Source organism: Streptomyces sp. NPDC056835 (assembly GCF_042789485.1).
Classification (GTDB): Bacteria; Actinomycetota; Actinomycetes; order Streptomycetales; family Streptomycetaceae; genus Streptomyces.
Map to the genome: position 1 here is coordinate 148,389 of NZ_JBHUBB010000011.1, position 22,066 is coordinate 170,454.

General features: G+C 70.0%; 21 protein-coding genes. 12 read left to right on the plus strand and 9 right to left on the minus strand.

The window, feature by feature from the left end:
- Window positions 1-21 precede the first annotated feature (21 nt).
- The gene (locus ACFRMN_RS15095) at window positions 22-456 is read right to left on the minus strand and encodes a YchJ family protein (RefSeq protein ID WP_383019085.1); all 435 of its coding nucleotides are present in this window, start codon (window positions 454-456) and stop codon (window positions 22-24) included.
- Window positions 457-819: 363 nt separating this feature from the next.
- Here ACFRMN_RS15095 and ACFRMN_RS15100 point away from each other — a divergent pair, with 363 nt between their 5' ends.
- Window positions 820-2,049 carry an MFS transporter gene (locus ACFRMN_RS15100; RefSeq protein WP_383018848.1) on the plus strand — a complete coding sequence of 410 codons (1,230 nt, stop codon included), beginning with the start codon at window positions 820-822 and terminating at the stop codon, window positions 2,047-2,049.
- A 98-nt stretch (window positions 2,050-2,147) separates the two neighbouring features.
- Here ACFRMN_RS15100 and ACFRMN_RS15105 read toward each other — a convergent pair whose 3' ends face one another.
- Window positions 2,148-2,915, minus strand: coding sequence for an IclR family transcriptional regulator (locus tag ACFRMN_RS15105; RefSeq protein WP_383018850.1), 768 nt, complete (start codon window positions 2,913-2,915; stop codon window positions 2,148-2,150).
- A 165-nt stretch (window positions 2,916-3,080) separates the two neighbouring features.
- On the opposite strand from ACFRMN_RS15105, the gene ACFRMN_RS15110 reads away from it, so the two are divergent.
- From ACFRMN_RS15110 to mmsB, 6 genes are all read left to right on the plus strand, one after another.
- A complete protein-coding gene (locus tag ACFRMN_RS15110; protein ID WP_383018852.1) occupies window positions 3,081-4,244 on the plus strand; it encodes a mandelate racemase/muconate lactonizing enzyme family protein in 1,164 nt (387 codons plus the stop codon).
- Window positions 4,241-5,278 carry a zinc-binding dehydrogenase gene (locus ACFRMN_RS15115; protein ID WP_383018855.1) on the plus strand — a complete coding sequence of 346 codons (1,038 nt, stop codon included), beginning with the start codon at window positions 4,241-4,243 and terminating at the stop codon, window positions 5,276-5,278. The genes ACFRMN_RS15110 and ACFRMN_RS15115 overlap by 4 nt, the downstream gene beginning before the upstream one ends.
- A gap of 53 nt (window positions 5,279-5,331) precedes the next feature.
- On the plus strand, window positions 5,332-6,309 hold the full coding sequence (locus tag ACFRMN_RS15120) for a hypothetical protein (RefSeq protein ID WP_383018857.1): 978 nt from the start codon (window positions 5,332-5,334) through the stop codon (window positions 6,307-6,309).
- Between the two features lie 74 nt (window positions 6,310-6,383).
- Window positions 6,384-7,490 carry a multiple monosaccharide ABC transporter substrate-binding protein gene (chvE, locus tag ACFRMN_RS15125; protein WP_383018860.1) on the plus strand — a complete coding sequence of 369 codons (1,107 nt, stop codon included), beginning with the start codon at window positions 6,384-6,386 and terminating at the stop codon, window positions 7,488-7,490.
- Entirely contained in the window at window positions 7,487-9,049 is a 1,563-nt protein-coding gene (gene mmsA / locus ACFRMN_RS15130) for a multiple monosaccharide ABC transporter ATP-binding protein (protein WP_383018863.1), read from the plus strand. Before chvE ends, mmsA begins: the two co-directional genes overlap by 4 nt.
- A gap of 5 nt (window positions 9,050-9,054) precedes the next feature.
- The gene (gene mmsB, locus ACFRMN_RS15135; RefSeq protein ID WP_383018866.1) at window positions 9,055-10,305 is read left to right on the plus strand and encodes a multiple monosaccharide ABC transporter permease; all 1,251 of its coding nucleotides are present in this window, start codon (window positions 9,055-9,057) and stop codon (window positions 10,303-10,305) included.
- Window positions 10,306-10,404: 99 nt separating this feature from the next.
- On the opposite strand, the gene ACFRMN_RS15140 is transcribed toward mmsB, so the two are convergent.
- From ACFRMN_RS15140 to ACFRMN_RS15150, 3 genes are all read right to left on the minus strand, one after another.
- Window positions 10,405-11,205 carry an SAM-dependent methyltransferase gene (locus tag ACFRMN_RS15140; protein ID WP_383018869.1) on the minus strand — a complete coding sequence of 267 codons (801 nt, stop codon included), beginning with the start codon at window positions 11,203-11,205 and terminating at the stop codon, window positions 10,405-10,407.
- A gap of 136 nt (window positions 11,206-11,341) precedes the next feature.
- Complete coding sequence (locus ACFRMN_RS15145) at window positions 11,342-11,578, minus strand: DUF397 domain-containing protein (protein ID WP_030350290.1); 237 nt, start codon at window positions 11,576-11,578, stop codon at window positions 11,342-11,344.
- Window positions 11,579-12,442: a helix-turn-helix domain-containing protein gene (locus tag ACFRMN_RS15150; RefSeq protein ID WP_383018872.1), complete on the minus strand. Its 864-nt coding sequence runs from the start codon at window positions 12,440-12,442 to the stop codon at window positions 11,579-11,581. It abuts the gene before it with no gap.
- A gap of 208 nt (window positions 12,443-12,650) precedes the next feature.
- Between ACFRMN_RS15150 and ACFRMN_RS15155 the strand changes: the two genes are divergently transcribed.
- The 3 genes from ACFRMN_RS15155 (at window position 12,651) to ACFRMN_RS15165 (ending at window position 14,906) form a co-directional block, all read left to right on the plus strand.
- The gene (locus ACFRMN_RS15155; protein WP_383018874.1) at window positions 12,651-13,124 is read left to right on the plus strand and encodes an ATP-binding protein; all 474 of its coding nucleotides are present in this window, start codon (window positions 12,651-12,653) and stop codon (window positions 13,122-13,124) included.
- Entirely contained in the window at window positions 13,118-13,549 is a 432-nt protein-coding gene (locus ACFRMN_RS15160) for a hypothetical protein (protein ID WP_383018877.1), read from the plus strand. The genes ACFRMN_RS15155 and ACFRMN_RS15160 overlap by 7 nt, the downstream gene beginning before the upstream one ends.
- Before the next feature lie 109 nt (window positions 13,550-13,658).
- The gene (locus ACFRMN_RS15165; protein ID WP_383018879.1) at window positions 13,659-14,906 is read left to right on the plus strand and encodes an ROK family protein; all 1,248 of its coding nucleotides are present in this window, start codon (window positions 13,659-13,661) and stop codon (window positions 14,904-14,906) included.
- Window positions 14,907-14,955: 49 nt separating this feature from the next.
- Here ACFRMN_RS15165 and xylA read toward each other — a convergent pair whose 3' ends face one another.
- On the minus strand, window positions 14,956-16,125 hold the full coding sequence (gene xylA / locus ACFRMN_RS15170) for a xylose isomerase (protein ID WP_383018882.1): 1,170 nt from the start codon (window positions 16,123-16,125) through the stop codon (window positions 14,956-14,958).
- 201 nt (window positions 16,126-16,326) lie between these two features.
- Here xylA and xylB point away from each other — a divergent pair, with 201 nt between their 5' ends.
- Both xylB and ACFRMN_RS15180 read left to right on the plus strand, forming a co-directional pair.
- Window positions 16,327-17,802 carry a xylulokinase gene (xylB, locus tag ACFRMN_RS15175; protein WP_383018884.1) on the plus strand — a complete coding sequence of 492 codons (1,476 nt, stop codon included), beginning with the start codon at window positions 16,327-16,329 and terminating at the stop codon, window positions 17,800-17,802.
- Window positions 17,803-17,865: 63 nt separating this feature from the next.
- Complete coding sequence (locus ACFRMN_RS15180; protein WP_383018886.1) at window positions 17,866-18,597, plus strand: Clp protease N-terminal domain-containing protein; 732 nt, start codon at window positions 17,866-17,868, stop codon at window positions 18,595-18,597.
- Window positions 18,598-18,661: 64 nt separating this feature from the next.
- Here ACFRMN_RS15180 and ACFRMN_RS15185 read toward each other — a convergent pair whose 3' ends face one another.
- The 3 genes from ACFRMN_RS15185 to tdh form a co-directional block, all read right to left on the minus strand.
- Window positions 18,662-19,576, minus strand: coding sequence for a LysR family transcriptional regulator (locus tag ACFRMN_RS15185; RefSeq protein WP_383018888.1), 915 nt, complete (start codon window positions 19,574-19,576; stop codon window positions 18,662-18,664).
- Between the two features lie 71 nt (window positions 19,577-19,647).
- Window positions 19,648-20,847: a glycine C-acetyltransferase gene (locus ACFRMN_RS15190; protein ID WP_383018891.1), complete on the minus strand. Its 1,200-nt coding sequence runs from the start codon at window positions 20,845-20,847 to the stop codon at window positions 19,648-19,650.
- Window positions 20,848-20,915: 68 nt separating this feature from the next.
- Window positions 20,916-21,959 carry an L-threonine 3-dehydrogenase gene (tdh, locus tag ACFRMN_RS15195; protein WP_383018893.1) on the minus strand — a complete coding sequence of 348 codons (1,044 nt, stop codon included), beginning with the start codon at window positions 21,957-21,959 and terminating at the stop codon, window positions 20,916-20,918.
- Window positions 21,960-22,066: the final 107 nt, after the last annotated feature.

A 22,066-nucleotide genomic window follows, 5' to 3' on the forward strand; every position in this document is an offset into this window, starting at 1 on the left:
CGCGTCGCTCGGGGGCGTCGTTCACGCGTGCCCCACGTACACCCAGGCGCCGTCGTGGCGCGCGAACCGGCTGCGCTCCTCCAGGACACCCGGCTCGCCCCGCTGGGTGAAACGCGCCCGGAAGGTGACCGTGCCCGTGGTGTGGAACGGGCTGCCGTCGGTGGTGTCCAGGACCTCCAGGCCGGTCCAGCGCGTCGCGGGGTCGAGATCGACGGTCGGCGGGCGGGTGGCCGGGTCCCAGGACCGCAGCAGATAGGCCGCGTCGAGGACGGCGAAGGCGCTGTAGCGGGAGCGCATCAGCAGCTCGGCGGTGGGCGCGGAGGCGGGACCGGTGTGGAACCGTCCGCAGCAGGCGCCGTACGTGGCGTCCAGCCCGCAGGGGCAGGGCGAGCCGGCGGTGACGGCGGACCGGCCGGGGCGTGCGGGGCGGCTGGGGCGTGCGGGGCGTCGGGCCATGCGCCCATTCTCGCCGCCGAGCCGCGCCCCTCCCACATGGGGCCGGCCCTCATCGACGCCGGCATCCGCGTCGCGGTCACCGCCCGCTCCCACGGCTTGTCCCTCCACCTCGACCTCGCGGTCAGCCACACGCGCTGATCGCGGGGCGGTGCCGGGCACACCGGGCTCGTGGGGCGGTGTGAAAGCGCCCGGCGCCTCCACACCGTCTGCCGGCCGTTCAGAAGTCGGGCCGGTCGTCCGGGACAACGATCCGGGCGACGTAGACATTCGGCCTGCCCTGACCCGCTGACCTGGCAAGATGACAACGATCGGTCATCTGATGCACCGCACTTCGGTGTATGGACTGGACACGTGGGGGGATGGATGACGACGGGTACGACGACAGACCGGCGTGGTGTGGCCGTGGTCGGTGCACTGATGTTGGGCGCGTTCGCCTTCAACACCACTGAGAATCTGCCGATCGGCATTCTCGAACTGATGTCCGATGACCTGGGACAGTCGTTGCCGGCTGTCGGCCTGCTGGTCTCCGGTTACGGCCTCACGGTGGCCGTCGTCTCCGTGCCGATCGCCAAGGTGACCCGGTCGGTTCCGCGTCGCCTCGTCCTGTGCGTACTGCTGGCCGCGCTGTTCCTCGCGAGCGTTGCGGCGGCCGTGGTCTCTTCGTACTGGGTGCTTCTGGCCGGCAGGTTGGTCACCGCGGTGGCCCAGGCGCTGTTCTGGGCGGTGATGGGGCCCGTCGCGGTCGGTCTGTTTCCCCCGCATGTCCGTGGGCGCGTCATCGGGGCGCTGTCCGTGGGCGGTTCGCTCGCCCTCGTACTAGGAGTGCCCGGCGGCACCTGGCTGGGCCAGCACGCCGGCTGGCAGGCGCCGTTCCTGGTGGTTGGCACGATCGCCATCCCTTCCTTCATCGTGATCGCCGCCGTGCTGCCGACGTCCCGCCCGGAAGAAGGACACGCCGTGCGCGGTGTCGCGCCGGACACCCGCCGGTTCGCGGTCGTACTGACCGTCACCGGGCTCACGGTCACCGGCGTCTTCGCCGGGTACACGTACATCTCCCAGTTCCTCGTGGACGAAAGCGGGTTCGGCGAGTCCTCCGTCAGCACCGTTCTCCTGGCTTTCGGTATCGCCGGCATCGTCGGCGTCGCGGTGTACGGGCGGTTCCTCGACCGCTGGCCACGGGCGACCCTCGCCCTCCCCGTGACGACGCAGGCGGTGGCGCTGCTGGGCTTGTACGCGGCCGGTGGGTCGCGGATCGTGGCGGTGATCATGGTGATGTTCCTTGGTGCCTCCGTGGGGCCCGTCTTCATGGCCACGCAGAGCCAGGTCATGCACTTCGCGCCAGGCCGGACGGAAACGGCCATCGCCGCGAACGGCGCCGCCTACAACTCGGGCGTGGCGGCCGGTGCCTTCGCGGGTGGCCTGCTGCTCTCCCACCTTGGTGTGCGTGGTGTCTTCCTGGTCGGCGGCCTGATGACGGTTGCTGCCCTGCTGGTCCTGCTCGAAGAGCAATTTCTCTCCCTGGGCGGCAAGGACCGGTGGACCGACATCCCGGAACTGGCACGGGACGCGGGTGCCGTCCGCTCTCAGCCCTGAGGGGCTGGGCCGACCGGTTGCGAGTACCGGAGCGAATCGGACTCGGCCGAATCGGGACGCGGCAGCGCACCGCGGCCGCCTCGGTCACCGTCGGCTCGTCACCGCCCGCGGTGGCCGAGCCGCGCCGAGAGCGCGCCCGCGCCCTTCACAGCGAGCCGGGCAAGCTCCTCCTCGCGCGCGTCGCTCCACCGGATCATCGGCACGGAGATGGACAGGGCCGCGACGACCCGGCCCGCGCTGTCCCGTACCGGCGCCGCCACACAGCTCACATCGGGGTTGGACTCGCGGTGCTCGACGGCGACGCCACGCTCCCTGATCCCCGCCAGTTCCGCCCGCAGTACCTCCGGATCGGTGATGCTGGCGGGCGTCATCGCGGTGAACTCGTGCCCGGCGATACGATTCTCCAGCTCGTCGGCGGGCAGTGAGGCGAGCAGCATCTTGCCGACCGAGGTGCAGTGGGCGGGCAGCCTGCGGCCGGCCGCCGAGACCATCCTGACCGCGTGCGTGGAGTCCACCTTCGCGATGTAGATGACATCGGTCTCCTCCAGGATCGCGACGTGTACGGTCTCGTCGCACGTCTCGGCGATCTCGCGGGCGACATGCCCGCCTTCGGCGGCCAGATCGAGCTGCTCCGCGTATCTGCTGCCGAGTTGGTAGGAGCGCACACCGAGCCGGTAGCGCCCGGGCTGTCCCGGGACGGCCGCCAGATACGAGCGGGCCGCGAGCGTGGTGAGCAGTTCGTGCACGGTGGTGCGCGGCAGTTGGAGTTTCCTGATGACATCCGGCGCGGTGAGCGTGCCGTCGCCGTCCAGGAAAAGTTCGAGTATGTCCAGGGCCCGCGTCACCGCGGGGACCAGCCGTCCCACGACCGCTCACCCACCCCTCTTGTTCGGTGTCTCGGCCATCGGCCGGAATGACGAACACAGGCTAGCCGCCGCGCTACCCATTGACACCCTTCGGAGTGCCTGAATACCGTCACGCCACGATTTCGAACGGGTGACGAAATACCGAACGAGATGAGGGCAACTTCCGTGCGCATGACGGGAATCAGCACACACGTGGTCGGTACGCCCTGGCGTAACCTCACCTATGTCCTCGTTCATACGGACGAAGGGCTCACCGGGGTCGGCGAGACCCGGATGCTCGGCAGAACGGACGCGCTGCTCGGCTATCTGCGCGAGGCCGAGGCCAACCACATCCAGGGCTCGGACCCGTTCGCCGTCGAGGATCTCGTACGGCGGATGAAGTACGGCGATTACGGGCGGGCCGGCGAGATCGTGATGTCGGGCATCGCGGTCGTGGAGATGGCCTGCTGGGACATCAAGGGCAAGGCGCTGGGCGTGCCGGTGTGGCAGCTGCTCGGCGGCAAGGTCACCGACCGGGTCAAGGCGTACGCCAACGGCTGGTACACCACGGAACGGACCCCGGAGGCGTATCACAAGGCGGCCGAGGCGGTGATCGCGCGCGGCTACCGGGCCCTGAAGATCGACCCGTTCGGCACCGGCCACTTCGAGCTGGACCGGGCGGCGTCGAACGAGGCGGTGGCGCTGATCGAGGCGGTACGGGACGCGATCGGGCCCGACGCGGAGCTGATGCTGGAGATGCACGGCCGGTTCAGCCCGTCGACCGCCGTACGGCTGGCGCGCGAGCTGGCGCCGTACGCTCCGGCCTGGCTGGAGGAGCCGGTGCCGCCGGAGAATCTCAAGGCGCTGAGCAAGGTCGCCGGGAAGGTCGAGCTGCCGATCGCGACCGGTGAACGGATCCATGACCGGATCGAGTTCCGTGAGCTGTTCGAGTCGCAGGCGGCCGACATCATCCAGCCGGACGTGGGGCACATCGGCGGCATCCTGGAGACCCGGAAGCTCGCCGCGACCGCCGAGACGCACTACACACTGATCGCGCCGCACAATGTCGGCGGTTCGGTGCTGACCGCCGCGAGCCTTCAACTGGCCTCCTGCACACCGAACTTCAAGATCCTTGAGCACTTCAATGACTTCGCGGACGCGGAGATCAAGAAGGTCGTGACCGGCGCTCCTGAGGTCGATCCCGAGACGGGCTGTTTCGAGGTGTCGTACGCGCCGGGTCTCGGGGTCGAGTTGGATGTGGCGGCGGCGGCCGAATTCCCGCAGCAGCACGCGCGGTTCGACCTGTGGGCCGAGGGCTGGGAGAAGCGCGACCCGAAGGAACCGCGATGACCGGCCGGGCCGCGGACGCAGCGGCCGGTCGGGCGATCGTCGTCGACCGGCCCGGCGTCCACCGGCTGGTGAGCGGTGCTGTGCCCGTCCCCGGGCCCGGCGAGGTGCGGGTACGGGTCGCCGCCGCCGGGATCTGTATGAGCGACCGCGAGGTCTACGACGGCCGTCGCGACCCGGCCTATGTGCGCTATCCGGTGACGCCGGGTCATGAATGGGCGGGGACGGTCGACGCGGTGGGCGAGGGCGTCGACGCGCGGCTGACCGGCCGCGCCACGGTCGCCGAGGGGTTCCGTGCCTGCGGGACCTGCGCGCGGTGCCGGGCCGGTGAGACGTCGCTGTGCGCCGGCGGCTACGACGAGACGGGCTTCACCGTTCCCGGCGCGTTCGCCGACCATGTCGTGGTGCCCGCACGGCTGTTGCATCCGCTCCCCGACGACGCGGATCTGCGGGCCGCCGCGTTGCTGGAACCGGCCGCCGTGGTGGCCGCGGCCGTACGGTCCTGCCGGCCTGAGCCCGGTGAGCGGATCGCGGTGGTGGGCGCGGGCACGCTGGGGCTCCTCGCCGTACAGCTGCTCGGGGCCTCCTCCCCCGCCGAGCTGGCGGTGATCGATCCACGGACCGAACGGACCGTGCTGGCGACGCGGTTCGGCGCGACCCTGACCGGGAGGCCCGAGGACACGAAGGAACTGCGCGGCCGGTACGACCTGGTGGTGGAGACCGCGGGCGCACCGTCCACGGCCGCCTCGTCCTGTCTGCTGGCCCGGCGCGGCGGCCGGGTGGTGCTCACGGGCATGTTCGCCCCCGGCGCGGCCGGGATCGATCCCGTACTGCTGACGCTGAATCAGCTGACGGTACGGAGTGTCTTCGGCGCGCCGTCCGCCGCCTGGGCCTTCGCCGTACGGGCGTTCAGCGCCGGGCTGCTGGCCCCGGCCCCGCTGATCACCCATGAATTCCCGCTGGAGCGGTACGGCGAGGCCGTGGCGCTGGTCGGCGGCGGCGCTCCCGGCACCGGAAAGGTGCTGCTGCGCCCCTGACCCGGGTCCGGACCCGCACCACACCGCGCACCACCGAACCGGAGGACTCGTCCGTGACCGACGTATCAGCCCCCGCCCCCCGCCGCCCCGGCGAACCGGCGCTCACCACGCTCGGACTGACCGCGCCCGCACCCCACCCCGCGGACGCCTCCCCGCACACATTCCCCGACGGTGGCCGCTGGCGTACCGAGATCCCCTCGGTCGAGGGCCTCGAGTGCCTGGCGGAGGTCCTCAAGGAGTCGGCCCGTCTCGATGTGCCCATCCACCGCGTCAGCCAGGGCAGCGGCGTCTGGATGCTCTCCGACGCCGACATCACCGAGATGGCCGACGCCTGCGCGGCCCGCGACATCGAGCTGTGCCTGTTCACCGGGCCGCGCGGGACTTGGGACACCGGCGGCTCGACCCGTACGGATTCCGGCGGCGCGGGACTGCGCGCCCGGGGACATGACGCCCTGGCCGGCTGTGTCGAGGACGCCCTGCGCGCGACCGGGCTCGGGGTGAAGTGCCTGCTCGTCGCGGACGAGGGCGTGCTGTGGACCCTGCACCGGCTGCGTGCCCGGGGCGTGCTGCCCGCCGACACCACGATCAAGGTGTCGGCGCTGATCGGCCCGGTCAACCCGGCGTCGTACGCGGTGTTCGAGCAGCTGGGCGCCGACTCGATCAATATCCCCTCGGATCTGGCGCTCGCGCATTTCAGCGAGATCCGCCGGGCGAGCCGGGCGCCGATGGACCTCTATATCGAGGCGCCCGACGATCTCGGCGGCTATGTGCGGATGTACGAGACGGCGGAGCTGATCCGGCGCGGCGCCCCGCTGTATCTCAAGTTCGGACTGTCGAAGTCGCCCGGAATCTATCCGTACGGCGCCCAGGTGCGGGACACCGCCCTCAGCAGCGCCCGCGAACGGGTCCGCCGGGGCCGGCTCGTCCTCGATCTGCTCATCCGGCACGGCGCCGACGGCGGAATGTCGCCGCTCGGCTCCCGGCTGCCCGGTCCGCTCAGCCGCTTTCCCCTGACCCCGGACCAGCCATGACCACAGGCCGGCCAGGACCAAGACCAGCCAGGACCTCGTACCAGCCACGACCCCGGACAAGGACTGATGCCCCCATGCGCACTCGCCGAGCCGCACTCGCCGTCACCGCCGTATCGCTGGTCCTCTCCCTCGCCGCCTGCGGGCAGAACAGCGAGGGCGGCAGCAAGGACGACACGAAGGACAGCGCGGGCTCCACCATCGGTATCGCCATGCCGACCAAGTCGTCCGAGCGCTGGATAGCCGACGGCGCGAACATGGTCGCCCAGTTCGAGAAGCTGGGCTACGAGACCAACCTCCAGTACGGCGAGGACAACGTTGCCCAACAGGTCGCCCAGATCGAGAACATGATCACCAAGGGCGTGGACGTTCTGGTGGTCGCGGCCATCGACGGCCGGGCCCTCAGCGATGTCCTCCAGCAGGCGGCCGACCGGAACATCAAGGTGATCTCCTACGACCGGCTGATCCTCGGCACGAAGAACGTCGACTACTACGCGTCCTTCGACAACGAGAAGGTCGGCGTCCTCCAGGCCACCTACCTGATCGAGAAGCTGGGTCTGAAGGACGGCGGCAAGGAGGGCCCGTTCAACATCGAGCTGTTCGCCGGTTCGCCGGACGACAACAACACCCGCTACTTCTTCGACGGCGCGTGGAAGACCCTCAAGCCGTACATCGACGGGAAGCAGCTCGTCGTACGGAGCGGGCAGACCGCGCTGGACCAGGTCACCACGTTGCGCTGGGACGGCGGCACCGCGCAGAAGCGGATGGACGACCTGCTGACCGGGGCGTACGGATCGCAGCGGGTGGACGCGGTGCTCTCGCCGTACGACGGCATCTCCATCGGCATCCTGTCGGCGCTCAAGTCCGACGGTTACGGTACGGCGGCCCAGCCGTATCCGCTGGTCACCGGGCAGGACGCGGAGATCGCCTCGGTCAAGTCGATCATCGCGGGCCAGCAGACGCAGACGGTCTACAAGGACACCCGCGCGCTGGCCAAGCAGGCCGTGCGGATGGCGGACGCCGTGCTCAACGACAAGAAGCCGGAGGTCAATGACGAGAAGACCTATGACAACGAGGTGAAGGTCGTCCCGTCCTATCTGCTCGATCCGGTCAGCGTCGACAAGTCCAACTACCGGGCGGAGCTGGTGGATTCCGGCTATATCAAGGCGAGTGATCTGTCATGACCGACGGCCACCCCGACGGGCCGGCCCCGGTCCTGGAGATGCGCTCCATCGTGAAGACCTTCCCGGGGGTCAGGGCGCTCTCCGATGTCAGCCTCACGGTCGCCCGGGGCGAGGTGCACGCCGTCTGCGGTGAGAACGGCGCGGGCAAGTCGACACTGATGAAGGTGCTCAGCGGGGTTCATCCGTACGGCAGTTACGACGGGGAGATCCTGTTCGAGGGCTCTCTCTGCGCCTTCCGCGACATCAGGGCCAGTGAGGCCCAGGGGATTGTGATCATCCATCAGGAACTGGCCCTGATCCCCTACTTGTCGATCGCGGAGAACATCTTCCTCGGCAACGAGCACGCCACCCGTGGCTTCATCAGCTGGAACGACACCCTCGGACACGCCGCCTCGCTGCTCAAGCGGGTGGGTCTGGACGAGCGTCCGGGGACCCGGGTCGCCGATATCGGGGTCGGCAAGCAACAGCTCGTGGAGATCGCGAAGGCGCTCGCCAAGAGGGTGAAGCTGCTGATCCTGGACGAGCCGACCGCCGCGCTCAACGATGGCGACAGCGCCCAGCTCCTGCTGCTGATAAGGGAGTTGAAGGAGCAGGGCATCACCTCGATCATCATCTCGCACAAGCTGAACGAGATAGCGGAGGTGGCCGACTCCGTCACGATCCTGCGGGACGGCCGGACCATCGAGACCCTTGATGTGAAGGCCGGGTCGACCACCGAGGACCGGATCATCCGGGGCATGGTCGGCCGCGATCTCGACCACCGCTTTCCCGAACGCACCCCCTACGAGGGCGATCCGGCCGCCCACCCCGCGCTGGAGGTGCGCGACTGGACGGTGCACCACCCGATCGACCAGCAGCGCAAGGTCGTCGACGGTGTCTCGGTCCAGGTGCGCAGGGGCGAGATCGTCGGGATCGCGGGGCTGATGGGCGCGGGCCGCACCGAGCTGGCGATGAGTGTCTTCGGCCGCTCGTACGGCAGGAACATCAGCGGGACCGTACTCAAGGACGGCCGGGAGATCGGTACGCGGACGGTGCCGGAGGCCGTCGCGCACGGCATCGCGTATGTCACCGAGGACCGCAAGCGGTACGGGCTCAATCTCATCGACACCATCGGCCGGAACATCACCCTGAGCGCCCTGTCGAAGGTCGCCAGACATGGGGTGGTCGACGAGCACGAGGAGACGCGGGTCGCCGAGTCGTACCGCGCGAGGATGAACATCAAGGCGCCGACGGTCTTCGAACAGGCCGGCCGGCTGTCGGGCGGCAATCAGCAGAAGGTCGTCCTCAGCAAATGGATCTTCGCGGGACCCGAGGTGCTGATCCTCGACGAGCCCACGCGCGGGATCGATGTCGGCGCGAAGTACGAGATCTACACCGTCATCGACCGGCTCGCCGCCGAGGGCAAGGCCATCATCCTCATCTCCTCCGAACTCCCCGAACTGCTCGGCATGTGCGACCGCGTCTACACGATGGCGGCGGGCCGGCTCACCGGTGAGATCCCTCGGGCGGAAGCGACCCAGGAAGTCCTGATGCGTCACATGACCAAGAACACGAGGTAGTCGACATGGGTCCGGTCACCACCGGTACGCCGAAGGGCGACACACCGAAGGAATCCCCACCGTCGCCCCCGTCCGGGCGGAGCGGTACGGGGGCGCTCCTGCTGGAGGCCGCGCGCCGCGATATGCGGCAGTACGGCATGCTGATCGCGCTCGGCCTGATCGTCGTCCTGTTCGAGATCTGGACCGACGGCGTCCTCCTCAAGCCGAACAACGTCACCAATCTGGTGCTCCAGAACAGCTACATCCTGGTCCTCGCCATCGGCATGATGATCGTCATCATCGCGGGCCATATCGATCTCTCGGTCGGCTCGCTGGCCGCGTTCGTCTCCGCCGCCTGCGCGGTGATGATGGTCGAGCACGACATCCCGTGGGTGCTCGCGCTGGTCCTCGGACTGCTCATCGGGGCGGTCGCCGGGGCCTGGCAGGGATTCTGGATCGCGTATGTCGGTATTCCGTCATTCATCGTCACGCTCGCCGGGATGCTGCTGTTCCGGGGCGGTACGCAGATCTTCCTGGGGTCGCGTTCGCTCGGCCCGTTCCCCGAGGGCTTCCAGAAGATCTCGACCGGCTATCTGCCCGAGATCGGCCCGGCCACCAACTACCACAATCCGACACTGCTGATGGGGCTGGCGCTGCTGGCGTTCGCGCTGTTCCAGGAGTTCAGGGACCGGCGCCGGCAGCGGGCGTACGACCTGGAGGTGCTTCCCCGTAACCTCTTCCTCGTCAAGTGCGTGGCGCTCGCCGCCGCCGTACTCGCCTTCACGATGACGCTGGCCAGCTACCGCGGGGTGCCGGTCGTCCTGCTGCTGCTCGCGGCGCTGCTGATCGGCTTCGGCTACGTCATGCGCAACGCCGTCGTCGGCCGTCATGTGTACGCGCTCGGCGGCAACCAGGCCGCGGCGAAGCTGTCCGGGGTCAAGGACAGGCGCGTCACGTTCCTCGTCTTCGTCAATATGGGGGTACTGGCGGCGCTGGCCGGAATCGTCTACGCGGCCCGGCTCAACGCGGGTGTGCCCCAGGCCGGGATCAACTTCGAACTGGAGGCCATCGCGGCCGCGTTCATCGGCGGCGCTTCGATGAGCGGCGGCGTCGGCACGGTCTTCGGCGCGATCATCGGCGGGCTGGTGCTCGGCGTGCTCAACAACGGCATGTCGCTCGTGGGCATCGGCACGGACTACCAACAGGTCATCAAGGGGCTGGTGTTGCTGGCCGCGGTCGGCTTCGACGTCTGGAACAAACGCCGAGTGGGCGCCTGAGAAAGCGGAGAAAGCCACTCGCGCGCGGCGTCCGCATGACTTGCGCGCGGCGTCGCAGCACACCTGAATAGTGCTGCGACGCCGCGCCCCCGTTACCGGTTACAGCTTGCGTGCCACGGCCGCGTACCCCGGGATCGGCTCGTTGCCGGGGACCGGCACGACCTCACCCAGCTCCGGACGCCAGTCGGCGGCCAGCGAGACCCCGGGCTCGACCAGATCGAGCCCGGTGAAGAACGCGGCGAACTCGTCCCGCGAACGGAGGGCCAGGGTCAGACCACGCTGCCGGTACAGCGCACGGGCCTGGTCCGAGCTCTCCCGGTCGAAGTCGCCCGTGGCGTGGGAGACGACAAGATAGCTGCCGGACGGCAGCGGGTCGAGCAGTTGGCGCACCAGTTCGTACGCGCCGTCCTCGTCCGAGACGAAGTGGAGCAGCGCGACGAGCGAGAGCGCGACCGGACGGGTGAGGTCCAGGATCGTGCCGGCGGCCTCGATGATGCTCGCCGGCTCGCGCACATCGGCCTGGACGTACTCGGTGACGCCCCCCGGGGTGCTGCGCAGCAGCGCCTCGGCGTGCCTGAGGACGATCGGGTCGTTGTCCGTGTACACGATCCGGGAGTCGGGTGCGACCTCCTGGGCTATCTGGTGGAGATTGGGCTCGGTGGGGATGCCCGTACCGATGTCGAGGAACTGGCGCACCCCGCCCTCGGTGCCGAGCCAGCGGGTGGCGCGGTGCATGAACGCCCGGTTGACCCGGGCCATTTCAGGACCCCGGGCGTCCAGTGCGAGAAGCTGCTTCGCCATCTCCTCGTCCACCGGGTAATTGTCCTTGCCGCCGAGGAACCAGTCGTACACCCGGGCCGGATGCGGCCTGGTGGTGTCGATCGGGTCATGCCCGGTCATGTGCGCTCCACGGTTCTCAGGTCAATGAGTCGTCGATGAGTGGAGATATGCGGATGGGGAGAAGAGGAGAACGGGGAAAGCAGGGGTTGAGCGGGTTCGGCTGGGGGGACCGGCTGAGCGGGTCCGGCTGAGGGGATCAGGTGAGCAGGAAGTCCGCCTGGCCCGACTTGGCACCCTGGATGAAGGCGGCGATCTCATTGGTGGTGTAGATCAGTGCGGGGCCGTCAGGGTCGGCGGACTGGCGCACGGCGACTCTGCCGTCGGCCAGCTTCATGGCCTCGATGCAGTTGCCGCCATTACCACCACTCCACGGCTTGTGCCAGCCTTCGGCGCCGAGGTCGGCGGCGGGCATGCCGTTGTATATGGGATCCATTCACAGCTCCTTGCGGACATCCTTGAGGATGTCCTTCGTGCGTTGTGCAGTTGCGGCCTGGGCCGCCATCCGGTCCATGACCTCCAGGTGGGTGGCCACTTCGGGACGAGCGTCGAGGTAGACAGCACCGGTGAGATATTCGCTGTAGACCATGTCCGGCAGCTCCGGTTCGGCGAAACGGAAGATCACGAACGGCCCGTAGGTACCGGGGTGGTGTCCGGTCGCGAATTCCGCGATCTGCAGGGTCACATTGGGCAGGGCGGCGGCTTCGAGCAGCCGGTCGATCTGTTCCCGCATGATCTCCGGGCTGTCGCCCACCGGGCGGCGCAGCACCGTCTCATCCATGATCACCCAGAATTTGGGCGCGTCCGCACGGGTCAGCAGCGACTGGCGTTCCATCCGGAGCGCCACATGGCGCTCGATGTCCTCCGGCTGCGCCTGTCCCACGGCGCCGGCGTTCATGACGGCGCGCGCGTAGCCCTCGGTCTGGAGCAGCCCGGGGACGAAGTGCGGTTCGTACGCCCTGAGCAGCGCGGCGGACCCCTCCAGGCTGACATACATGCTGAACCAGTCGGGCAGGATGTCGTGGAACCGCTGCCACCATCCCGGCTTATTGGCTTCCTCGGTGAGTTCGACGAACGCGTCGGCCTCGGCCTCGGGGATCCCATAGGCCCTGAGCAGCACCTGCACATAGGGGATCTTGAGAGCGACCTCGGCCGTCTCCATCCTGCGTATGGTCGCCGGTGCCACGCGGAGGAGTTTGGCGGCCTCCTCACGCTTCAGGCCGGCACGCTCACGCAGATCCTGTAGGCGTCTGCCCAGTACGACCTGTCCCACGGTCGGGGCGGACCGCGGTTCACTCACTTTTGGGTCCTCCCCACGCACGGTTGACAGCAGTCTGCCATGTCTCTTCCACGAAGAACACGGCACTCTGGAAAATTCAGAGTGCTACTTGCCAAGTGTCCTCGGCGGGTGGAGAGTGGATCGGTGAACCAGTTCACGCGGTTGTCGCGCTCTGCCACGGGAGAGGTCTTGCGCGCGAACGCCGCTCCCCCACCGTTAGGAATCGGTCGTGGCACCTGGTAACGCGCTCACCCCCCAGCTCATAGCCCTGTGCCCCGGCAACGTTGTCCGCCGTTACGGGTTTCAATTGCCGGCTCACGCCGAGTCCGTCTGTCGCGCGAGACAGCTGACCCGCGACCGGCTCGTCACCTGGGAGGTGGACGAGGAGACCCGCGAGACCGCGGTGCTCGTCGTATCGGAGCTGGTCACCAACGCGGTGGTGCACGCCGCGGGCGACCATGTCATCTGCGAACTACGGCAGAGCAACGGAAAGCTGCGGATCGCCGTGGAGGACCAGGGGTACGGGCCGACGGGGCCGCAGCTGCACCGCACCGCGGAAGGCGAGGCCGAGGGCGAGGGCGGCCGTGGACTGTTTCTCGTGGAGTCCATATGCGGCAGCTGGGGAGCCCACGACACCTCGGGATACGGACCCGGGCGGGTCGTCTGGGCGGAACTGCCACAAGGAGCGGAGCAGTCATGCTGAAGACCGCGCTGCAGCGCATTTCGCGCGGCCTGCGCACGGAGTCGTCTCCCGGACACGTACAGCTGCCGCTGCCGCCGACCCTGCCCGCCTCGCTGGGGTGCGACGCCGTGGGAGTCCCGGCGCAGCACGGCTTCCGGCTGATGGCGCGGCTGCCGAGGAAGGGCTGTGTCTTCGCCGACGCCGAGTGGTGGTGGTGGATCGTTCCCGCGGGCTCGGACCTCGATCTGACCTGGCCGTCCCCGGCCCGCTATGTCGCGGGGACGACCGTACCCGCGACGCACCCCCGGCTGATCCACTGGCCGGAGGACCCCACGCCGTACACCCCGCCGATCCCCTTCTACCTCATGGTCTGCCAGCTGACCGGCACGGCCCCGTCCTGGACGCCGGACGGCACGGCGGGGACGGTACCGGCACAGCGGGGCTAGCGTCCGTCCGGCCCCGGGTCCTCTCCTGGAGCGGGACCGACTGATCGGCCGGTCGGCTTGGCGCTCCACTCCCGCCACCACGGGCCGATCACATAGGCTCGTCAGCGAGATGAACAACAACCACACTTCCCTCGGCCCGAAGGCCGACAAAGAGACCGTGCGCCGGCACAATCTGAGCCTTGTGCTGCGAGCGGTACGGGACGAGGGCGAGGCGACCCGGGCCGGTGTCGCGGCGCGGGTGGGCCTGACCCGGGCGGCCGTGTCGTCCCTGGTCGAACAGCTGCTGGACAGCGGGTTCCTCTCCGAGTCCGGCAAGACGTTCAGCGGTCAGGCCGGGCGCCCCGGCACGGTGCTGAAGGTGACGCGCACGGGACCCGCGGGCATCGGCGTCGAGATCAATATCGACTATGTGTCGGTGTGCGTGGTCGACCTGTCCGGCACCGACCGGGTCCGGCTGACCGAACACCTCGACAACCGGGGCTCCCGGCCCACCGATGTGCTGGCCCGCTGCGCCAGGATCGCCGCCCGCACCCTGGAGTCCGCCGCCCAGCAGGACTTGCTGCCGGTCGGGGTTCAACTCGCCCTGCCGGGGCTGGTGTCGGGCGGTACGGTCCGACAGGCCCCGAACCTCGGCTGGAACCTCGTTCCCGCCGACGAGCTGTTCGCCGCCGCGCTGGCCGAACTGCGTCCCGAACTGCCGCCGCTGCCGGTGAGTTCGGAGAACGAGGCCAATCTGGCGGCGCTGGCGGAGCTGTGGTTCGGCGAGCTCGGGCCGCTGCGTACCTTCCTCTATCTGACGGGCGAGATCGGCGTCGGCGGCGCACTGGTGCTCAACGGCGACCTGCTGCGCGGGGCCCATGGGTTCGCCGGGGAGATCGGCCATGTGGTCGTCGATCCGGAGGGTCCGCTGTGCCGTTGTGGGTCCCGGGGATGTCTGGAGCAGTACGCGGGCCAGTCCGCGCTGCTGCGGGCGGCCGGGATCGACGAGAACGCGGGAGTGCCGGGCGTGGCCGAGCTGGGGCTGCGGGCGGACGCGGGCGACCCGCAGGCCGTCGCCGCCGTGGAGCGGGCCGGGCGGACGCTGGGCCGGGTGCTGTCGGGCGCGGTGAATCTCTTCGATCCGGACGCGGTCGTCCTCGGCGGGATCTACCGGGAGCTGATGCCCTGGCTCTCGCCGGCGGCGGACCGGGAGCTGACCGCCCGGGTGGTGTCGGGTCTGTGGGAGAGCGACAGCGGGCGGCTGCGCGGGTCCTCCTCGGCGGGGGACGCGGCACGCGGCGCGGCGGCTCTGGTCGTCCAGGCGGTGCTGGCCGATCCGGTGGCGTACGTACACCGCGAGGCGCGCGGGACGGGCTGACGTACGCCCGTCCCGCGCGCCCGCGGCACAGCCCCCGCGGCCTCTGCTCTCAGCGGACGCCGAGGAGGTGGTCCATGGCGAGCTGGTCAAGGTGCTCGAACGCCATGCCGCGCGCGGCGGCGGCGTCGACATCGAACTCCTCGTAGGCGGTGCGGTCGGCCAGCAGCGCGGTCACACCCTCGGGGGCGGTCGGCTGGGCCAGTTCGTCCACGCGGGAGGCGCGCAGCGCCTCCTGGACGAGCGGGTCGGCGCGGAAGGAGGCGGCGCGCTCCTTGAGGATCAGATAGTTGCGCATACAGCCGGCGGCGGAGGCCCACACTCCGTCGAAGTCCTCGGTGCGCGGCGGCTTGAAGTCGAAGTGCCGTGCGCCCTGCCAGCCCGCGTTCTCCAGCAGGTCGACCAGCCAGAAGGCGGCGCGCAGGTCTCCGGCGCCGAACCTCAGGTCCTGGTCGTAGCGGGTGCCGTGCTGGCCGTTGAGGTCGATGTGGAAGAGCTTGCCCGACCAGAGGGCCTGGGCGATGGCGTGCGGGAAGTTGAGCCCGGCCATCTGCTCGTGGCCGACCTCGGGGTTGACGCCGAACAGCTCGGGGCGCTCCAGGCGGTCGATGAACGCCAGGGCGTGGCCGACGGTGGGCAGCAGGATGTCGCCGCGCGGCTCGTTGGGCTTCGGCTCGATGGCGAACTTGAGGTCGTAGCCCTGCTCGACGACATACTCCCCGAGCAGGTCGAACGCCTCCTTCATCCGGTCGAGGGCGAGGCGGATGTCCTTGGCGCCGCCCGACTCGGCGCCCTCACGGCCGCCCCAGGCGACAAAGGTCCTGGCGCCCAGCTCGGCCGCGAGGTCGACATTGCGCAGCACCTTGCGCAGCGCGTAGCGGCGGATGTCGCGGTCGTTCGCGGTGAAGCCGCCCTCCTTGAAGACGGGATGGGTGAAGAGGTTGGTGGTGACCATCTCGACCGTGATGCCGGTCTCCTCGGTCGCCTGCCTGAACCGCTTGATGTGCCCTTCACGCTCCGCCTCCGTCGAGCCGAACGGAATGAGGTCGTCGTCGTGGAAGGTCACACCCCACGAACCGAGCTCCGCGAGTCGGTGAACCGATTCGACGGGATCCAGCGCCGGGCGGGTCACGTCGCCGAACGGGTCCTTGCCCTGCCAGCCCACCGTCCAGAGGCCGAAGCTGAACTTGTCCTCGGGGGTGGGTGTGAAGCGTTCCGTCATGACTGTGGCCGCCTTCGATACCTCAGGTCCGGCACGTGCCGACCTTATTTGTTTCCTGACATGACTAATAATGCACGGGGATGCGGGTACGCAAAAGCCCCCGCACGCCCACGGACACAGGATGATGATCGTCGGCACGGTTCCCGTGTGTCACGCCATCGCGTAATTTGTTTCCTCGACGCTCAATCTGGAGGTACGCCCATGTCGCGGAACCCGGTCGTCATCGGCGTGGACAGCTCAACCCAGTCCACGAAGGCGGCTTTCACGGACGCCACCACAGGCCGGCTGCTCGCCGTGGGCCGCGCGCCGCACCGGGTGACCGGTGAGGGCGGCGCCCGGGAGACGGACCCGGAGGTGTGGTGGAACGCGCTGCGCGAGGCGGTCGCCGCCGGTCTGAAGGAATCCGGGGTGGACGCCTCGGACGTGACCGGTATCGCCGTCGCCGGGCAGCAGCACGGTCTGGTGGTGCTCGACCGCAGCGGCCGGCCGCTGCGCCCCGCGCTGCTCTGGAACGACACCCGCTCCGCCCCGCAGGCCGCCGCGCTCACCGAGGCGCTGGGCGGCCCGGACGCCTGGACGGCGCGCACGGGCTCCGTGCCGGTGGCCTCGATGACGGCTTCCAAATGGCAGTGGCTGCGGGAGAACGATCCCGCCATCGCGGAGGCCACGGCGGCCATCCGGCTCCCCCACGACTTTCTCACCGAGCGGCTTTCCGGCACCGCGGCCACCGACGCGGGTGATGCCTCGGGCACCTGCTGGTACTCCACGGCCACCGGCGAGTACGACCCCGAACTGCTCGCGCTCCTCGGTCTCGACGCCGATCTGCTGCCCGCCGTCGCCGCGACCGGCGCGGCGCGCGTCGGCTCGCTCACAGCGGGATCGGCGGCGGAACTGGGCCTGCCGGCGGGCATCGCCGTCGCCGCGGGCACCGGCGACAACATGAGCGCGGCCGTCGGTCTCGGCTTCGGCGGCGCCGGGCTGCTGGACCATCCGGTGCTGAGCCTCGGCACGTCGGGTACGGTCTTCGCCGCCACCCGCACCCGCCCCGACGCCCCCGCGCTCGCCGGGTTCGCGGCGGCGGACGGTACGTATCTGCCGCTGGCCTGCACGCTCAACTGCACGCTCGCCGTCGACAAGGTGGCCTCGCTGCTCCGGCTCGACCGGGAGGACGCGGTACCGGGCGGCGAAGCCGTACTGCTCCCCTATCTGGACGGCGAGCGCACCCCCGATCTCCCCGCCGCCTCGGGCCTATTGACCGGGCTGCGCCACGACACCAGCCCGCAGCAGCTGCTGGGCGCCGCCTACGAGGGCGCGGCCGTCACCGTACTGCGCGCGCTGGACGAGGTGCTGCGCGCCTGCGGCCTGGACCCCGCGGCCCCGGAGGTGGCGGGCCGCCCGCTGCGTCTGGTCGGCGGCGGTGCGCAGGGCCGGATGTGGGTGGATACGGTCCGCAGGCTCTCCGGCCGCCGGGTGATCGTCCCGACGAGCGGCGAACTGGTCGCGCTGGGCGCCGCCGCGCTGGCCGCGGGCGCGGCGACGGGCGAGGACCCGGTGGCGATCGCGACCTCCTGGGGGACCGGTGACGGGCCCGAACTGCCCTCGGTGGAGCGGGACATCGAGACCTGGGAGCGCGTGGGATCGGTACTGGACAGGGCGGCGCCGAGCCTGCTGGGCTGAGCCCCCCACCGTGGCGTCAACCACGGGTTGACACCAGCTGGACTGTCAACCTAGGGTTGCCTCATGGTGGAACCGACTCAGATCAATAACTCCGTCCGCCTCGACGACCTCATCGAGGCGATCAAGAAGGTGCACGGCGACGCTCTCGAACAGCTCCAGAGCGCTGTCGTCGCCGCTGACCATCTCGGTGAAGTGGCCGATCACCTCATCGGCCACTTCGTCGACCAAGCCCGCCGCTCCGGCGCCTCATGGACCGAGATCGGCAAGTCCATGGGGGTCACACGGCAAGCCGCCCAGAAGCGGTTCGTGACGAAGGACGAGCCGGCGCCCGACACGGACCAGAACTTCGGCAGGTTCACCCCGCGGGCCAGGAGCGTCGTCGTCGCGTCCCAGAACAAGGCCCGCGAACGTGGGCACACACAGATCGGCACAGGGCATCTCTTGCTCGGCCTGCTCGACGACCCGGAGGGGCTGGCCGCACACGTACTCGTCGCCCAGGACGTACAGCTGGAGGCGATCGCGGCCGCCGTCGCCGAGACGCTGCCGAAGCCCTCCGGCGACCCCGTGCCCGACCTCGTCCCCTTCGACGCCCGGGCGAAGAAGGTCCTCGAACTCACCTTCCGCGAGGCACTGCGGCTGGGCCACAACTACATCGGCACGGAGCACCTGTTGCTGGCGCTGCTGGAGCAGGAGGACGGCGAGGGCGTACTCAGCGGGCTCGGCCTCGACAAGACGAGCACCGAGGAGCGCGTGTCGGCCGTCCTGAGTTCGATCCAGGCGAAGCCCCAGGAGTAGGAGCGAGGGCGCACCGGCCCGCCCGTGTCCGGCGGGCGGGCCCGCACCCCCAGCGGTCCCGCCGTCAGTCCGTCGTCAGGCCGCCCGCCGCGCGCGCCAGCGCGTCGAGGACCGGACGGATCAGCGGGTGCGCCTCCGCGCCCCGGCGTACGGCGGCGAAGACCCTGCGGGTCGCGGCCGGGCCCGCCACGGGGCGTACGACCGTACCCTTCAGCTCCATACCGCGCAGCGCGGAGCGCGGGACCAGCGCCACTCCCGCGCCCGCGCCCGCGAGGGCGACGACCGCGCGGAAGTCGTCGGAGGAGTGCGCCAGGCGCGGCTGGAAGCCCGCCAGTTCGCAGGCGAGCTGGATCACGTCATGGCAGGGGTTGCCGGGGTACGGGCCGATCCAGTCGCTGTCGGCCAGCTCGGCGAGCTCGACCACGGTGCCGAGGCCGAGCGGATGCGCGGCGGGCAGGACCGCGTCGAACGGCTCCGCGTACAGCGGCACCCGCCACAGCCGCAGATCGTCCTCGCGCGGGGCGCCCCGGTACTCGACCGCGACCGCGAGATCCGCCTCCCCGTCGAGCACCATCGGCAGGCTCTCGTCACCCTCGGCGTCCCGTACGCGTACCCGGATGTCGGGGTGCGGCCCGCCGAGCAGCTGGAGGGCCGGGGCCAGTACTTCCGCGATGCCCGTGGCGAAGGCGGCGACCGTGACCTCACCCGCCGCCCCGCCCGCGTACGCCGCCAGCTCCGCCTCGGCGCGCTCCAGCTGGGCGAGGACGGCGTGCGCGTGGGTGAGCAGGATCTCCCCGGCGGCGGTCAGCCGTACGCCCCGGCCGCTGCGGGTCAGCAGCGCGTGCCCGGTCTCGTGCTCCAGCGCGGCGAGCTGCTGGGAGACGGCCGAGGGGGTGAGATAGAGCGCGGCGGCCGCGGCGGTCACCGTACGGTGGTCCGCCACGGCCCGCAGGACGCGCAGCCGCCGGGGGTCGATCACCCGGCCCATTTTGCCAGGTCTGCCCGGAACTCCACCCCCACCGGCATCGGCCGCCCCACCCGCATCGGCGCTCAGCCCTCCCGCTTCATCGCCTCGCGCGCGTCGACGAACGCCGCGACCGCCCGCTCCACGTCCGCCGTGGAGTGCGCGGCGGACAGCTGCACCCTGATCCGCGCCCGGCCCATGGGGACGACGGGATACGAGAAGCCGATCACGTACACCCCGCGCTCCAGCAGCAGTTCGGCCATCCGGCCCGCCTCGGCGGCGTCGCCGATCATGACGGGAGCGATGGCGTGGTCGCCGGGCAGGATCTCGAACCCCGCGTCCGTCATTTCCCGGCGGAAGAGCGCGGTGTTGGCGTTCAGCCGGTCCCGCAGTTCGTCCGCGCTCTCCAGCAGATCGAGGACCTTGACCGACGCGGCGGCGATGACCGGGGCGAGGGAGTTGGAGAAGAGATACGGACGGGAGCGCTGGCGCAGCAGCGCGACGATCTCGGCGCGGGCCGCGACATAGCCGCCGGAGGCGCCGCCGAGCGCCTTGCCGAGCGTGCCGGTGATGATGTCGACCCGGTCCATGACGCCGTGCAGTTCGGGGGTGCCCCGGCCGCCGGGGCCCACGAAGCCGACGGCGTGCGAGTCGTCGACCATGACCATCGCGTCGTACCGGTCGGCGAGATCACAGATCTCGGCCAGCGGGGCGACGTACCCGTCCATCGAGAACACGCCGTCCGTGACGATCAGCCGGCGACGGGCGTCCTGGGATTCCTTGAGCCTGCTCTCCAGTTCGGCGAGGTCGCGGTTGGCGTACCGGAGACGACGGGCCTTGGAGAGCCGGATGCCGTCGATGATGCTGGCGTGGTTGAGGGCGTCGGAGATGACGGCGTCCTCCGGGCCGAGAAGCGTCTCGAAGACCCCGCCGTTGGCGTCGAAGCAGGAGGAGTAGAGGATCGTGTCCTCCTGGCCGAGGAACGCGGACAGCCGCTGCTCCAGCTCCTTGTGGATCTCCTGCGTGCCGCAGATGAAGCGTACGGACGCCATGCCGTAGCCCCAGCGGTCGAGCGCGTCCTTGGCGGCGGCGACGACCTCGGGGTGGTCGGCGAGCCCGAGGTAGTTGTTGGCGCAGAAGTTGAGGACATCACCGGGGGCGCCGCCCGCGGTGACGGCGACGGAAGCGCTCTGCGGGGTCGAGATCACGCGCTCGGGCTTGAAGAGACCCGCGTCGCGGATCTCGTCGAGGGTGGCGGACAGGTCGTCCCGGACGGACGCGTACATGAAAGGCTCCTTCTTCTGGGGCTCGTGGGGCCCGGTGCGCTGCGGGGGCCGGTGGGGCGGTCGGACGCTCAAGCGGTCAGACGGCTCCAGTCGAGGATGATCTTGCCGCTGCGGGCGGAGGACGCTTCGTCGAACGCGGCGTCGAAGTCCTCGTACCGGTAGCTGCCGGTGATGACGGGCGTGAGGTCGAGCCCGCCTTCGAGCAGGACCGTCATCGCGTACCAGGTCTCGAACATCTCGCGTCCGTAGATGCCCTTGACCGTGATCATCGAGGTGACGATCTTCGACCAGTCGACGGCGAACTCCTCGGCGGGAAGCCCGAGCATGGCGATCCGGCCGCCGTGCGTCATGTTGTCGACCATGTCGCGCATGGCCTCGGGGCGTCCCGACATCTCCAGACCGACGTCGAAGCCCTCCTTGAGGCCGAGCAGCCGCTGCGCGTCGGCGATGCCGATGTCGGCGGGAGAGACATCGAGGGCGAGGGTGGCGCCGGCCTTGCGGGCGAGTTCGAGACGGTGCGCGCTGACGTCGGTGATCACGACATTGCGCGCGCCGGCGTGCCGGGCGACGGCCGCGGCCATGATGCCGATGGGGCCCGCGCCGGTGATCAGTACGTCCTCGCCGACGAGCGGGAAGGAGAGCGCGGTGTGCACGGCGTTGCCGAACGGGTCGAAGATCGCGGCGACATCGAGATCCACCTCGGCGCGGTGCACCCAGACGTTCGCGGCTGGCAGGGAGACGTACTCCGCGAAGGCTCCGTCGCGGCCGACACCGAGCCCAACGGTGCTGCGGCAGAGGTGCCTGCGGCCGGCGAGACAGTTGCGGCACTTGCCGCAGACGAGATGGCCCTCACCGCTGACCAGATCACCGACGGCGACGTCCTGTACGGCCGGCCCGACGGCGGCCACCTCGCCGACGAACTCGTGGCCGAGGACACGGGGTGTGGTGACGGCCTGCTGGGCCCAGCCGTCCCAGGACCGGATGTGCAGGTCGGTTCCGCAGATGCCGGTACGGAGCACCTTGATCAGTACGTCACCGTCCCCGTACTCCGGCTCGGGCACATCCATGAGCCACAGCCCCGGCTCGGCCTTCTGTTTGACAAGTGCCTTCATGGGCGCGGCTCCCGGAGGGTGGTGGTGCGTGGTGCATGGCTCTGAGCGGTGATCACTGTTCGGTGGTCGGGCACCAATGTGCCGAGCGGCGGCCGTTCAGTCCATCG